Annotated in this window: 12 protein-coding genes; 9 read left to right on the forward strand and 3 right to left on the reverse strand. The window is 62.9% G+C overall.

The window, feature by feature from the left end:
- Together HMPREF9697_RS03135 and HMPREF9697_RS03140 are read left to right on the forward strand one after the other, a co-directional pair.
- The gene (locus HMPREF9697_RS03135) at positions 1-414 is read left to right on the forward strand and encodes a hypothetical protein (RefSeq protein ID WP_002715699.1); all 414 of its coding nucleotides are present in this window, start codon (positions 1-3) and stop codon (positions 412-414) included.
- Between the two features lie 50 nt (positions 415-464).
- Positions 465-1265 carry an SGNH/GDSL hydrolase family protein gene (locus HMPREF9697_RS03140; protein ID WP_002715700.1) on the forward strand — a complete coding sequence of 267 codons (801 nt, stop codon included), beginning with the start codon at positions 465-467 and terminating at the stop codon, positions 1263-1265.
- A gap of 4 nt (positions 1266-1269) precedes the next feature.
- Here HMPREF9697_RS03140 and modA read toward each other — a convergent pair whose 3' ends face one another.
- Complete coding sequence (gene modA / locus HMPREF9697_RS03145) at positions 1270-2031, reverse strand: molybdate ABC transporter substrate-binding protein (RefSeq protein ID WP_002715701.1); 762 nt, start codon at positions 2029-2031, stop codon at positions 1270-1272.
- A gap of 148 nt (positions 2032-2179) precedes the next feature.
- Here modA and lpdA point away from each other — a divergent pair, with 148 nt between their 5' ends.
- The 4 genes from lpdA (at position 2180) to HMPREF9697_RS03165 (ending at position 6801) form a co-directional block, all read left to right on the forward strand.
- Positions 2180-3601, forward strand: a complete 1422-nt coding sequence (gene lpdA / locus HMPREF9697_RS03150) for a dihydrolipoyl dehydrogenase (RefSeq protein WP_002715702.1) — start codon at positions 2180-2182, stop codon at positions 3599-3601.
- A 37-nt stretch (positions 3602-3638) separates the two neighbouring features.
- Positions 3639-4010, forward strand: coding sequence for a hypothetical protein (locus tag HMPREF9697_RS03155; protein ID WP_002715703.1), 372 nt, complete (start codon positions 3639-3641; stop codon positions 4008-4010).
- A 264-nt stretch (positions 4011-4274) separates the two neighbouring features.
- A complete protein-coding gene (gene ilvD / locus HMPREF9697_RS03160; RefSeq protein ID WP_002715704.1) occupies positions 4275-5999 on the forward strand; it encodes a dihydroxy-acid dehydratase in 1725 nt (574 codons plus the stop codon).
- Positions 5986-6801, forward strand: a complete 816-nt coding sequence (locus tag HMPREF9697_RS03165; RefSeq protein WP_002715705.1) for a tetratricopeptide repeat protein — start codon at positions 5986-5988, stop codon at positions 6799-6801. The genes ilvD and HMPREF9697_RS03165 overlap by 14 nt, the downstream gene beginning before the upstream one ends.
- An 18-nt stretch (positions 6802-6819) precedes the next feature.
- On the opposite strand, the gene xth is transcribed toward HMPREF9697_RS03165, so the two are convergent.
- Both xth and erpA read right to left on the reverse strand, forming a co-directional pair.
- On the reverse strand, positions 6820-7602 hold the full coding sequence (xth, locus tag HMPREF9697_RS03170) for an exodeoxyribonuclease III (RefSeq protein WP_002715706.1): 783 nt from the start codon (positions 7600-7602) through the stop codon (positions 6820-6822).
- 8 nt (positions 7603-7610) lie between these two features.
- Positions 7611-7940 (reverse strand): iron-sulfur cluster insertion protein ErpA, encoded by a 330-nt coding sequence (gene erpA / locus HMPREF9697_RS03175; RefSeq protein WP_002715707.1) that lies wholly within the window; start codon positions 7938-7940, stop codon positions 7611-7613.
- 95 nt (positions 7941-8035) lie between these two features.
- On the opposite strand from erpA, the gene HMPREF9697_RS03180 reads away from it, so the two are divergent.
- The 3 genes from HMPREF9697_RS03180 (at position 8036) to HMPREF9697_RS03190 (ending at position 12727) form a co-directional block, all read left to right on the forward strand.
- Entirely contained in the window at positions 8036-9241 is a 1206-nt protein-coding gene (locus HMPREF9697_RS03180; RefSeq protein WP_002715708.1) for a deoxyguanosinetriphosphate triphosphohydrolase, read from the forward strand.
- Positions 9242-9291: 50 nt separating this feature from the next.
- Complete coding sequence (gene argS / locus HMPREF9697_RS03185; protein WP_002715709.1) at positions 9292-11085, forward strand: arginine--tRNA ligase; 1794 nt, start codon at positions 9292-9294, stop codon at positions 11083-11085.
- A gap of 103 nt (positions 11086-11188) precedes the next feature.
- On the forward strand, positions 11189-12727 hold the full coding sequence (locus tag HMPREF9697_RS03190; protein ID WP_002715710.1) for an SPOR domain-containing protein: 1539 nt from the start codon (positions 11189-11191) through the stop codon (positions 12725-12727).
- Positions 12728-12742: the final 15 nt, after the last annotated feature.

Genomic DNA, 12742 nt, shown 5'->3' on the forward strand with positions numbered 1-12742 from the left:
ATGAAGCTTTTGGGCACGATCATTATTGCAGCCATCGTTGCCGCGCTTCTCGGAGGCGTGGTGGCGGTGGCGCTATCCTCGCTCGTGGCCTGCTGGCAGGCGGGTTGCGCGTTGAGCGGGATGCAGCAATTCATGCTGACGCCGTTTTACGCGGGCCTCGGTGCCGTGGTGTTTGTTGTCGCCGCAACACGGAAACAGTGGCGCGAGGCCATGTTCTACGCGCTGCGTTTGCTGATGCTGGTTCCGGTCGTGCTCATTGTCGTGGGTCTTGCGGCGGGCAATTCTCCCCGCGCGCAGATTCCCTTCCAACTGGGTAGCGCCGTGCTGCTCTCGATTCCGTTCTGGGTCGTGATCATTTCCCAGTGGTGGATGGTGCGGCGCGCGCTCGTGTCCCGCGAGGCGGCGCAGGTATAGGCGATTATCTTCTCAAAAAGGGCGGCGAGCCCGTGATGGCGAGGTCGGCAATGATGCGAAATGTTCGTTGGATGCTGGCAGCCATGCTGGCCTTGTCATTCACCGCCGCGCAGGCGCAGGTGAATCCGAAGGTCGCGAAGCTCGATGAGGTGCCGAAGACGGTGCTCTACATCGGCAACAGCTTTTTCTACTACAACAACAGCCTGCACAATCATGTGCTGAAGCTCGCGAATGCCGCCGACCCCTCGGCGCATTATCTCGCGACCTCTGCGACGATCAGCGGATCTGGACTGAACTGGCACGATGTGGAGTCGCTGTTCTCCGCCGATGGCATGGCGTCCTATTCGTTCGCGCCGGGCAACAAGGTCGTGATGAACACGCGCAACAAAAAGTTCGACGCGGCTATCATGATGGATTGCAGCCAGTGCCCGGTGCATCCGCAGTTGAAGCCTTTCTTCACCGAGGCTGCCGCGAAGGATGCGGCGATCGTGCGCAAGCACGGTGCCGACCCGGTACTGTTCATGTCATGGGCCTACGCCGACATGCCGGAGATGACCGAGCAACTGGCGGAGGCCTACACCACGGCAGGCAACGCCAACAATATGCTGGTGATCCCCGCCGGTCTTGCTTTCGCCCGCGCCAAGAAGGAGCAGCCCGATCTCGTTCTCAATGTCGAGGACAAGCGCCATCCGACGCTGGCGGGCACGTATCTCGCGGCCTGCACGGTGCTGGCCTCCGTCTATCAACGCTCGCCGGTCGGCAATCCGTACCACGCCGGTCTCGACGACAAGACCGCCGCCTTCCTGCAGAACGTCGCGTGGGAGACCGTGCAGGATTATTACGGGAAGTAGAGTGCTAACCCGGCTCCAGCCCCCGGGCCTTGAACACCTTCACGGCTTCCGGCGAGGTGAGAAACTTCATGAAGGCTTCCGCGGAGGATTTCGCCGTAGGAGCGGTACTGACGTCAGCTGCGAAATGCGTGATGTTGTTGAGGTTGCCCGGAAGCGGGCCGACCAGATCGACGCCTTTGGCCGACATCACTTCCGGCGTCTGCTGGATCGCGAGTTCGGCTTCGCCGCTCGCAACCAGATGGGCTGCGTTGCCGCCCGCCGGTGGATGCCGGATTTTATCCTTCAATTGATCGGTGAGGCCCATCCGCTCGATCATCTTGCCGACATAGACGCCGCTCGCGCCGCCCGCCGCCGGATTGGAATAGGCGATGGTCTTTGCCTTCAGAAGCGTCGCCTTCAGCGCGTCCGGCGTCGAGATGTCTGGCTTCGGCGCGCCGCTCTTGACCACCACCGAAATGCCGGAGCTTGCCACCGGCGTGATGTGGCCGGACACCTTGTTCTCCTTGGCAAGCGTTTCGAGATTTTGCCGGGTCAGGATCATGGCGTCGGCGTGCTCGCCGGCCTGGATGCGTTTGGTCAGGGCAGCGGCGGTATTGAACGTGAAGACGAGTTTGTCGCCGCTCTGCTTTTCGAACGCCGGTGCCAGTTCTTCCATGGCGGCCTGTACGCCGATGGTGGAGTAAACCTTCAGTTCGGCGGCGGAGGCGACGCTTGTTTGTGTCGCAAGACAGACGACAGCGGCGAGCAGGCTTCCAACTCGGATCATGACATTTCCCCCAGACGGTTTTGTTATTGCGATAATTACAAACCGCGCGGTTTTGCAGCGCAAGCCCTGCGACCTGTCTTGATTGCGATTGTGGGTTATGGGAGACCAAAGACAGCACAACTTAACTTGATTGCAAGTGGAGAGCCCCGTGGCTGATACCTCATTCGACGTCGTTGTCATCGGCTCGGGTCCCGGCGGTTACGTCACCGCCATCCGTGCAGCCCAACTCGGCTTCAAGACTGCGATCGTCGAGAAGGCCTATCTCGGCGGCATCTGCAACAACTGGGGCTGCATTCCGACCAAGGCGCTGCTGCGCTCGGCGGAAATCTTCCACTACATGAAGCATGCCAAGGATTACGGCCTGTCGGCGGACAACGTCTCGTTCGACCCCAAGGCGGTGATCGCGCGCTCGCGCGCCGTGGTGAAACGCCTCAATGGCGGCGTCGAATTTCTGATGAACAAGAACAAGATCACGATCATCTGGGGCGAGGCGACGCTCGAAGGCGGCGGCAAGTTCTCGGTGAAGAAGGTTGAGGCCGCTGCACCCAAGGGCGCACTCGGCGCGGGCAGCTATCAGGCCAAGCACATCATCGTCGCCACCGGCGCGCGTCCGCGTGTGCTGCCGGGGCTGGAAGGCGACAAGAAACTGGTGTGGACCTACTTCGAGGCGATGAACCCCGACAAGATGCCGAAGTCGTTGCTGGTGGTCGGCTCCGGTGCCATCGGCATTGAATTCGCGTCGTTCTATCGCACGCTCGGCGCCGAGGTGACGGTGGTCGAGGTGCTGCCGCAGATCATGCCGGTGGAGGACGCCGAGATTGCAGGCTTCGCCCGCAAGCAGTTCGAGAAGCAGGGCATCAAGATCCTCACCGGCGCGAAGGTCACCAAGCTCGACAAGAAGGCCGATAGCGTTACCGCCACCATCGACGACGGCAAGGGCAAGACTGAACAGATCACCGTGGACCGCGTGATCTCCGCCGTCGGCGTGGTCGGCAACATCGAGGGCTTCGGGCTGGAGAAGCTCGGCGTGAAGACCGACCGCGGTTGCATCGTGATCGACGGTTACGGCAAGACCAACGTGCCCGGCATCTACGCTATCGGCGACGTCGCCGGCCCGCCGATGCTGGCGCACAAGGCCGAGCATGAGGGCATCATCTGCGTCGAGGCGATCAAGGGCCTGCATCCGCACCCGATGGACAAGCTCATGATCCCGGGCTGCACCTACTGCCACCCGCAGGTCGCGTCAGTGGGGTTGACCGAGGCTAAGGCGAAGGAGGCGGGCAAGGACATCCGTGTCGGCCGCTTCCCGTTCGTCGGCAACGGCAAGGCAATCGCGCAGGGTGAAGACCAGGGCATGGTCAAGGTGATCTTCGACAAGAAGACCGGCCAGTTGCTCGGCGCGCATATGGTCGGCTCGGAAGTGACCGAACTGATCCAGGGCTTCGTGGTGGCGATGAACCTCGAGACCACTGAGGAAGAGCTCTTCCACACCATCTTCCCGCACCCGACCATCTCGGAAACGATGAAGGAAGCCGTGCTGGATGCCTATGGCCGCGTCCTGAATATGTAAAATTCTATCGGTCCCTTCCGGGATAGGAGCGGGACGCTTGCGCAGGCGCCATATCGGAATGCTCTCGATCGGAGCGGTTGTGGTCTGGTCCGGCCTGCTCGTCCGGGCCGGCCTTGCGGACGAACATTGCCGGGAGCCAAAGACCGGGACCCGGCAGATCCCGCTGTTCTCGCCGCCTGAAAGCGCGGTCGTTACCGGTGCCGGGCGGCTGCAGTTCTATTCGGCTCCCAATAACCGTTGCCCGATGCACGGCGTTTTCGTTGTCCCAAAAGATGCGTTGATTGCCTACGCTCGGTCTGCCGATGGCTGGTCGTCCGTGATGTATTTGAACCCGCGAACGGGCGAGGACGTCTCTGGCTGGGTCAGATCGGCTCGATTGAAGGCGACCGGCAGGGTCGCTCCGCGATAATAGAAGCGCGATAGAGCATGGTGACGCGCTGCACCGCACGCTGGCAGGGTGGCGCCGGTGCAACGAATGTTGCGAAGCCGCCACAGTTTTTGAACATTTAACCCTCGTCGTAGTAACCCCTTGCGCGCGCCGCGATTTGGCCACACGCCTCCATGAAATCATGTTCATGTAGCGTGGATGCGTTAGTCCGCCGCGTGAAGATTGCGAAAGCCCGCTGTTTTTAGGGGTTTTGAGCGAAAGGGCTGCCGCGGCGAAGGTTTTGAAATGGACGCGAAGACCAACATCAAGGCGAGACTGCCGAGCCGTCATGTGACGGAAGGTCCGGCCCGCGCCCCCCATCGCTCCTACCTCTACGCCATGGGCCTCACCACCGAGCAGATCCACCAGCCGTTCGTCGGCGTGGCGTCCTGCTGGAATGAGGCCGCGCCCTGCAATATTTCGCTGATGCGCCAGGCCCAGGCCGTGAAAAAGGGCGTCGCCTCCGCTGGTGGCACCCCGCGCGAGTTCTGTACCATCACCGTCACCGACGGCATCGCCATGGGACACGAGGGCATGCGGTCTTCGCTGCCGTCGCGCGAGGTGATCGCCGATTCCGTCGAACTCACCATCCGCGGCCATTCCTACGACGCGTTGGTCGGGCTCGCGGGCTGCGACAAGTCCCTGCCGGGCATGATGATGGCGATGTGCCGTCTCAACGTGCCCTCGATCTTCATCTATGGCGGCTCGATCCTGCCCGGCAATTTCCGCGGCCAGCAGGTCACCGTGCAGGACATGTTCGAGGCCGTCGGCAAGCACTCGGTCGGCGAGATGTCGGACGCCGACCTGGACGAAATCGAGCGCGTGGCATGCCCCTCGGCGGGTGCCTGCGGCGCGCAGTTCACTGCCAACACCATGGCGACTGTCTCCGAGGCGATCGGCCTCGCGCTGCCGTACTCGGCGGGCGCTCCTGCTCCTTACGAAATCCGCGACTCCTTCTGCGCGACGGCCGGCGAGAAGGTCATGGAATTGATCGCCAAGAATATCCGCCCGCGCGACATCGTCACCCGCAAGGCGCTGGAAAACGCTGCCGCCGTGGTCGCGGCCTCCGGCGGCTCGACCAATGCGGCGCTGCATCTGCCCGCCATCGCGCATGAATGCGGCATCGAATTCGACCTGTTCGACGTGGCCGAAATCTTCAAAAAGACACCATATGTCGCGGATTTGAAGCCGGGCGGCCGTTATGTAGCCAAAGACATGTTCGAAGCTGGCGGCATCCCGCTGCTGATGAAGACGCTCCTGGATCACGGTTATATGCACGGTGACTGCATGACGGTCACCGGGCGGACGATTGCCGAGAACCTCGCCAGCGTGAAATGGAATCCGCATCAGGATGTGGTGCGCCCCGCCGACAAGCCGATCACGGTGACCGGTGGCGTCGTGGGCATGAAGGGCAACCTCGCTCCCGACGGCGCGATCGTGAAAGTGGCTGGAATGTCCGTCCTGAAGTTCACCGGTCCGGCGCGTGTCTTCGATTGCGAAGAGGACGCGTTCGAGGCCGTGGAGAAACGGACCTACAAGGAAGGCGAGGTCATCGTCATCCGCTACGAGGGCCCTAAGGGTGGCCCCGGCATGCGCGAGATGCTCGCCACTACCGCTGCACTTTACGGGCAGGGGATGGGCGCCAAGGTCGCGCTCATCACGGATGGCCGTTTCTCCGGCGCGACGCGCGGCTTCTGCGTCGGCCATGTCGGCCCCGAGGCTGCAGTCGGAGGGCCGATCGGCCTTATCCGAAATGGGGACATTATCGAACTTGATGCCGAGGCCGGGGCGCTCAATGTGAAGTTGAGTGACGCTGAATTGGCCGAGCGGCGGAAAGCCTGGAAACCGCGGGAAACCGGCACGGGTTCCGGGGCACTCTGGAAGTATGCCCAGCAGGTCGGACCTGCGGTCAAGGGCGCGGTGACCCACCCAGGACGGGCGGGTGAAAAGAGTTGCTATGCGGATATTTAAGGGTTGCGTCTTGACCGCGTGTGCGACCATCGCAGTTTTTGCGATGACGCGGACCTACGCTTTCGATGGCACGGTCGATCCTGACGGTGCGACCGCCCCGCTCGGAGCGGTGACCACGTCGTCCGGCGTCGCGGTGGTAAAGAAGACCCTGCCGCCGAACAGCAACGCGCTGACCGCCCTGCAATATGCCGCCGAAGACGGCCATGCCGCCGCCCAATGGAAACTCGGCAAGATGTTCGCCGATGGCGTCGGCGTCGAGCGCGACGATCTGCGCGCCTTCGATTATTTCAGCCGGATCGCCAACCAACACGCCGAAGACAATCCGGGAGCGCCGCAGGCCAACATCGTGGCCAACGCGTTCGTGGCGCTCGGCCGCTACTACATCACCGGCATCGCCAATTCGAACATCAAGCGCGACCCGGAGCGGGCGCGGGAGATGTTCTCTTACGCCGCGTCCTATTTCGGCAGCGCCGAGGCGCAATACAGCCTCGCGCGGATGTATCTCGAGGGCAAAGGCATCCAGCGCGATGTGAAGTATGGTGTGCGCTGGCTTGGTCTCGCGGCCCACAAGGGCCAGCACGAGGCGCAGGCGCTTCTCGGCCAGATGCTGTTCAACGGCGACCATCTGCAGCGGCAGGCTGCACGCGGCCTGATGTGGCTGACGCTGGCGCAGGAAAGCGCCACGCCGGACGAGAAGTGGATTCACCAGAGCTACAACGAGGCGCTGTCCAAGGCCTCCGAAGACGACCGCGCCATGGCCCTGCAGATGCTGCAGCGCTGGGTGCAGGGTCGCCGCGACTGATCTGAGCGAAAGCTCCACCTAAAAATTAAGATCCGCCCATACCGGCACGTGATCCGAGGCTTTTTCCCAGCCGCGCACATGCTTGTCGATGCCGACCGCCTGCAGACGATCACTCGCTGGTGGCGACATCAGGAGATGGTCGATGCGGATGCCGTTGTTCTTCTGCCAGGCGCCGGCCTGATAATCCCAGAATGTGTACTGCTGCGGCGCGTCCGAGGTTGCACGGAAGGCATCGGTGAGGCCGAGGTTAAGCAGCGTCTGGAATTTGTCGCGGGTCTGCGGCAGGAACAGCGCGTCGCCGAGCCAGGCCTGCGGATTGTAGACGTCGGCAGGCGTCGGAATGACGTTGAAATCGCCCGCCAGCACGAACGGCTCTTCTGATTTCAGCCGGTCGCGCGCATAGTCGATCAGCCGGTCCATCCATCGCAGCTTGTACGGATATTTCTCCGTGTTCACCGGATTGCCGTTCGGCAGATAGAGGCAAGCGAGGCGGAAGGTGCCGTCCTTGTGCGACACCACGCCTTCAAGAAAGCGCGCGTGCAGGTCCTCGGGATCGCCCGCAAGCTGCGGTTTGGTTTCCTCGAAGCGATATTTGGAGAGCAGGGCAACGCCGTTGAAGGTCTTCTGCCCGTGAGTCACCACGTTGTAGCCGAGTGCCTCGATCGGCTCGCGCGGAAACGCGTCATCGAGGCATTTGATTTCCTGCAGGCAGACCAGATCTGGCTCGCGCTCCTTCAGCCATGTCAGCAAATGGTCGAGGCGCTGGCGCACCGAGTTGACGTTCCATGTCGCGATGCGCATGGGCGGCGTCAGATCGAGAAGCTGATGCCGCAACCGCAGGAGGCGGTGGCGTTCGGATTGTTGACGCGGAACGATGCACCAATCAGGTCATCGACGAAGTCGAGTTCGGAGTCCGCGAGGAACGGAGCCGAAGAGGGATCGACCAGTACTACGGCGTTATCGCGCACGATCACCAGATCGTCCTCGGCCTGGGTCTTGTCGATATCGAATTTGTACTGGAAGCCGGAGCAGCCGCCGCCCTCGACGCTGATGCGGAGCTTGGCGCCTTCGCCTTCGCCTTTCAGGATTTCGCCAATCCGCCGCGCCGCCCGCTCGGAAATTGTCACATTCGCGGTCACGTCCGCTCTCCCTCAGAATCCGGAAGTTTGAATCTGTTCCGGTCCATAGTTAAGTACTCACCACGCCAGAATCAAACGCCAAAGGAGCGTCCCCAATGTCCGTGGGGCGGGCGGCACCTGCCGCACCTTACCGCTGCGACCCAGACCTGAGCCGCGGCCGCCGGTTCGATGAGCCGCCAAGCCGCCACCGCAGCGCTTTCCGCCGCGATTGCGACCGGGTGATCCATTCCACCGCGTTCCGCCGCCTCAAGCACAAGACGCAGGTATTCGTCTTCCACGAGGGCGATCATTATCGCACCCGGCTGACCCACAGTCTGGAGGTGGCGCAGATCGCCCGTGCGCTGGCGCGCCAACTGGGGCTGGACGAGGATCTCACCGAGACGTTGGCGCTCGCGCATGACCTCGGCCATCCGCCGTTCGGCCATGCGGGCGAGCGTGCGCTCGACGCTTGCCTGAAAGATCAAGGCGGGTTTGACCACAATGCGCAGTCGCTGCGCGTCGTCACCTCGCTCGAACGCCGCTATCCGGCCTTCGACGGGCTGAACCTGACCTGGGAATCGCTCGAGGGCATCGTCAAGCACAACGGCCCGCTCATTGGCCGCGATGGCCATCCGCTCGGGCATTACGCATCCCATGGTCTGCCGGTGGGGATCACGAATTACAACGCGGTGCACGACCTCGAACTGTCGTCCTATGCCTCGTTGGAAGCGCAGGTCGCGGCAATTTCCGACGATATCGCCTACAATGCCCATGACATCGACGATGGCCTGCGCGCGGGCCTATTCACTATTGCCGACCTCAACGCCGTCCCGCTGATCGCCGATCTCAATGGGCGGATTCTCTCGCGCTTTCCGGGCATCGACGAGGCGCGTCATGGCGCTGAACTCGTGCGCGAACTGATCTCGTACTGGATTGAGTCCGCGTTCTCCGAAACGATGCGGCGGATCGCATCGGCCGCGCCGCGAACCGTGGAAGACGTGCGCCACGGCGGCGGCCCGCTGGCGGCCTTCAATCCGAAGGCGCAGGGCGCGGACCGGGCGATCAAGCAATTCCTGTGGGACCGGATGTACCGCCATGACCGCGTGATGCGGGTGATGATCGAGGCGGAAGCTGTCGTCGCGGACCTGTTCGCGCACTACAGCCGCCACCCGGACGACCTGCCTTCCGATTGGGCGCATGGGGATGCTGGCGACGACGAGGAGGACACGCGTCGGATCGGCAATTTCATCGCCGGAATGACCGACCGCTATGCCATTACAGAGCACCAGAGGCTTTTTGACTCGACCCCGGAATTGCGTTAGGCGCGCAGGGGAATTTGGCCGATTATGGCCGCCGTTACAGGAGAATCGCGTTGTCCGTCCCGACCCAGCCGGCCCATCTTTTCGCGGATATTCTCGGCCGGGTTCATAGCGTCTGCCGCGATCTGATGACCGAAGGCGTGCTGCCGCAAGGCATCGACCTGTCGCGGGTCGTGGTAGAACCGCCGAAGGATGCGACCCACGGCGACATGGCGACCAACGCCGCGATGGTGCTGGCGAAAGAGGCGAAGGCGAAGCCGCGCGATCTCGCCGACAGGATCAGCGACAAGCTGCGGACCGATCCGCTGGTGCTGGCCGCGAGCGTCGCGGGGCCGGGCTTCATCAATCTCACGCTGAAGAACGAGGCATGGTTCGACGCGCTGCGCACAGTGCTGCAGGCGGGTGATGCCTACGGCCGTTCGCAGATCGGTGCGGACGAGAAGGTCAATGTTGAATACGTCTCCGCCAACCCGACCGGGCCGATGCATGTCGGTCACTGTCGAGGCGCCGTGTTCGGCGATGCGCTTGCGACGCTGCTCGCGTCTGCGGGCTATGCGGTGACCAAGGAATATTACATCAACGATGCCGGTGCGCAGGTCGATGTACTCGCGCGCTCGGCGCATCTGCGCTACCGCGAGGCGCTCGGCGAAAATATCGGCGAAATTCCCGAGGGGCTTTATCCCGGCGACTATCTCAAGCCGGTCGGCGACGCGCTCGCGCGCGAGTATGGCGACAAGCTCGCGAAGCAGCCTGAGGCTGAGTGGCTTCCGCTCGTGCGCGACAAAGCCATTGTGATGATGATGGAGATGATCCGCGGTGATCTCGCGGCACTCAACATCAAGCATGACGTGTTCTTTTCGGAGCGCTCGCTGATCGCGGGCGGCACCGATCAGGTCGGCGCGACGATCGCGGGTCTGCGTGTGAAGGGCGATGTCTATGAGGGGCGCCTGCCGCCGCCGAAAGGTGCGCCGGTCGAGGATTACGAAGATCGCGAGCAGACACTCTTTCGCGCCACCGCGTTCGGTGACGATGTCGATCGACCGCTGAAGAAGTCGGATGGCTCCTATACCTACTTCGCCTCCGACATCGCCTATCACAAGAACAAGTTCGACCGCGGCTTCCACAATATGGTGGACGTGTGGGGCGCCGATCACGGCGGCTACATCAAGCGCGTGCAGGCCGCGATCAAGGCGGTGACGGCGGGCGAGGGCGAACTCGACGTCAAGATCGTGCAGCTCGTGCGGCTGCTGCGAAACGGCGAGCCGGTGAAAATGTCGAAGCGCGCGGGTGACTTCGTCACGCTGCGTGAAGTGGTGGATGAAGTCGGCTCAGATGCCGTGCGCTTTATGATGCTGTTCCGCAAGAACGATGCGGTGCTCGATTTCGACCTCGCCAAGGTGCTGGAGCAGTCCAAGGACAATCCGGTTTTCTACGTGCAGTACGGCCACGCGCGCGGACACTCGGTGTTCAAAAACGCCCGCGCCACGGTTCCCGATCTGCCTGAGGATGACGGCAAGCGGCGCGCCTGGCTGGGCGCGGCTGATGTTGAGCGGCTAACCGATCCGGTGGAATTGTCGCTGATCCGCCAGCTTGCTTTGTTCCCGCGCACGCTGGAAGCGGCCGCCTTGGCTCATGAGCCGCACCGCATCGCATTCTATCTCTATGATCTTGCAAGCGAGTTCCACGCGCTCTGGACCAAGGGCCGCGATGCGCCTCATTTACGCTTCATTATAGATAATGATGCTGGAATTACCATTGCGCGACTGGCCTTGGTGCAAGGCGTCGTCTCGGTTCTGGCATCCGGCCTCGCCGTGCTCGGCGTCCATGCTCCGAACGAGATGCGATGAAGGTGACTGTCTGCCCATTCGGGGATGATGTGGCGGCAGCCAGGAACGGCAAACTGGATTATGTTGCGTGAGTCTGCCGTCTCCGCAGGGGATGCGAGATCACATGTCTGAACGATACCGTGACAGGCCTTTTCCGCCCGATGATCGGGACTACACTCATGCGCCCCAGCAGGGCGCGGACGACCCGCTGGCCGAATTGGCCCGGCTGATCGGCCAGACCGATCCGTATTCGAACTTTGGTCGCCAGCAGGCTGCCGAGCCCGCCACCGCTCACGAGGAGCCGGGCTATGACAATCAGCCCGACCCGCACGACGATATGGGGTACGATCCCCATCACGGCGAACCGCCGCTGCCGTCCTGGATGCGTCCGCGCGATCCCGAGCCGCAGCAGTCTGCACCCGCGCACGACGATTACAGCTATCCGGCCGCTATGCCGGAGAACACCTACAATCGCCATTCCGGCTACCGGCTCGGTTACGAAACCTCGCGGTTCGATTCGCCGCAGCAGGAGGCTGAGGCTTCCTATGCGGAGGGCGGCCAGAGCCATTACGACGACGGCGCCTATCGTCAGGACGCTTACGGGCAGGGTGCCTACGCGCAGGATGGTTATGCTCAGGGTGGATACGATCAACCTCAATATGCGCAGGGTCAGGATCGCTACGATCAGGTTCTCTACGGTGAGCAGCCCCGTCACCGGCAGGGCAACACGCCTTATGCCGCCTACGATCAGGGCTATGACGAGGATGGCTACGATCAGGGTTATGCCGACCAGCCGGAGCAGCCGAAGCGCGGCGGGATGATGACGGTCGTGGCCGTGCTTGCGCTCGCCGTGCTCGGCACGGCCGGTGCCTATGCCTATCGCTCGATCGCGGGTTCGCCGCGCAGCGGAGAGCCGCCGATCATCAAGGCCGATGTCAGCCCGAACAAGGTCATTCCTGAAAAGCAGACAAGCGAGAAGCAGATCTACGACCGCATCGGCGACAAGTCCGGCGAGCGGATGGTGTCCCGCGAGGAGCAGCCGGTCGATGTCGACGCCCGTTCCGGCGGGCCGCGGGTGGTGTTTCCGCCGCTGACCCAGAACCCGTCGCCACCGTCCGGCGCATCGGTTTCGCCTGCGACCCGACCCACGGGGCCCGGAGTTGCCAACGGAACTCTCAGCGGCGAGGTTCCGCGTCGGATCCGCACCGTCAGCATCCGTCCCGACCAGACTGACGTGACGTCGCAGACAAACGCTGTTCCGCCTGCACCCGCGCCGGTGCAGTCGACGCCCGCAAGGGCTCCGGCCGCACAGGCGGCTCCCTCGAATGCGCCGCTTGCCCTTTCGCCTCAGGCGGCGCCTGAGCCACGCTCCCGTGTTGCCTCGCTGGCGGCCCCAGCGGGCGTACCCACGGTGTCCGGTTCCTATGTCCAGATCTCCTCGCAGCGCTCGGAGGCCGACGCCATGACCTCCTACAGGGTCCTGCAGGGCAAGTATCCGGGTATCCTCGGCTCGCGGCATCCGACCGTGCGCCGGGCCGATCTCGGTTCCAAGGGGGTATACTACCGCGCCTTGGTGGGACCGTTCGCCTCGACTGACGAAGCCACCCAGTTCTGCGTGAACCTGCAATCGGCAGGGGGTAAGTGCATCGTCCAGAGGAATTAACGGCCGTTTCCTTGA

This window comes from Afipia felis ATCC 53690, assembly GCF_000314735.2.
GTDB classification, from domain to species: Bacteria; Pseudomonadota; Alphaproteobacteria; order Rhizobiales; family Xanthobacteraceae; genus Afipia; species Afipia felis.

Coding starts and splice junctions, on each gene's coding strand:
- HMPREF9697_RS03180 (WP_002715708.1), top strand. CDS start 8,036: ATGTCCGTGGGGCGGGCGGCACCTGCCGCACCTTACCGCTGCGACCCA.
- ilvD (WP_002715704.1), top strand. CDS start 4,275: ATGGACGCGAAGACCAACATCAAGGCGAGACTGCCGAGCCGTCATGTG.
- xth (WP_002715706.1), bottom strand. CDS start 7,602: ATGCGCATCGCGACATGGAACGTCAACTCGGTGCGCCAGCGCCTCGAC.
- HMPREF9697_RS03140 (WP_002715700.1), top strand. CDS start 465: ATGATGCGAAATGTTCGTTGGATGCTGGCAGCCATGCTGGCCTTGTCA.
- HMPREF9697_RS03135 (WP_002715699.1), top strand. CDS start 1: ATGAAGCTTTTGGGCACGATCATTATTGCAGCCATCGTTGCCGCGCTT.
- HMPREF9697_RS03190 (WP_002715710.1), top strand. CDS start 11,189: ATGTCTGAACGATACCGTGACAGGCCTTTTCCGCCCGATGATCGGGAC.
- modA (WP_002715701.1), bottom strand. CDS start 2,031: ATGATCCGAGTTGGAAGCCTGCTCGCCGCTGTCGTCTGTCTTGCGACA.
- HMPREF9697_RS03165 (WP_002715705.1), top strand. CDS start 5,986: ATGCGGATATTTAAGGGTTGCGTCTTGACCGCGTGTGCGACCATCGCA.